We start from the raw sequence: 925 nt of genomic DNA on the forward strand, positions 1-925 counted from the left end.
CTTACAGAGCCCAGCTACGAGGACTGTGATTAGTAGGATAGCCAAGTTAAAGGCTATTCCAGATGAGTGGCTCGCTAACGCCGGGGTTAGTAGCGGCGCTGACGCCGACTTCCTAAACCTGTTCAGAGAGTTCCGGCTACGGTTCTTCCAGCCATTTCTATCGAGACAACCGGTTCGGCCACGTAGCAGTCAGTTAAAGTGACGCGACTACGTGTTGCAGTAACTGGTCTCGAACGATCGCACTTTTCGCCTAGTCTACCGGCTACTTCGCTAGCGGAGAGATCTCGTTCCACTTTTCGGCTAAGACTGTGGCCCCAGCTCGGCATCACTGAGCGGTCTGCGGGTGGTGGTGCCGTCATAGTCTTTCTCCAGCACATCCCGGCTGCGCTCCAGGTAGCGCGTCAGGATATCGCTGAAGTCAGCCGTAAACTCATCCCCAGGAGCAATATCGTTCTCATCGGCGTAGTTCTCGATGAAGCTGCCCATCGTGTTAGAGACTGTCAGAATCGGCTTTTCACCTTGCTCTAGAGAGGCGATCGCTTCATCGGCCATCTGATCCGCTTTTCACGCTAGCAAGCTCTGGTCAATGACGTTGTGCATCAGCGCAGTGAAATTGACTGACGATGCACCGGCTTGGCCAACAGAGCTATCTTTACCGACCTTCTTGGCATCGGCCTTGAGAGACTTGTCCAAATCCTTCAGCCGCAGTCGCGGCGATGATTGGGGCCGCAATCGCTCGGTGAGTAGACCTTATCGGAAATTGAACCGATAGGATGATTAGTGTCAGGAGCATCGACCCGAGACATTCAATGAAAGTGACCTATGCCGAGTTACGGACAAAACCTCGAATCCTATGCAGTTTAACTGGCTTGAGGATGTCAGAGTTTGAGGCGTTGTTACCCAGCTTTGGGACGGCTTGGCAGAG

At 53.3% G+C, this 925-nt stretch carries 2 protein-coding genes; both read right to left on the reverse strand.

Going from position 1 to position 925, the window contains the following annotated elements; translation table 11 throughout:
* Positions 1 to 300: 300 nt before the first annotated feature.
* Positions 301 to 552 carry a hypothetical protein gene (locus QJQ48_RS27300; protein WP_346294384.1) on the reverse strand — a complete coding sequence of 84 codons (252 nt, stop codon included), beginning with the start codon at positions 550 to 552 and terminating at the stop codon, positions 301 to 303.
* A 12-nt stretch (positions 553 to 564) separates the two neighbouring features.
* Positions 565 to 732 (reverse strand): hypothetical protein, encoded by a 168-nt coding sequence (locus QJQ48_RS27305; RefSeq protein ID WP_346294383.1) that lies wholly within the window; start codon positions 730 to 732, stop codon positions 565 to 567.
* Positions 733 to 925 lie beyond the last annotated feature (193 nt).

This window comes from Sphaerothrix gracilis Ecp01, from assembly GCF_030405905.1.
Classification (GTDB): Bacteria; Cyanobacteriota; Cyanobacteriia; order Phormidesmidales; family Phormidesmidaceae; genus Sphaerothrix; species Sphaerothrix gracilis.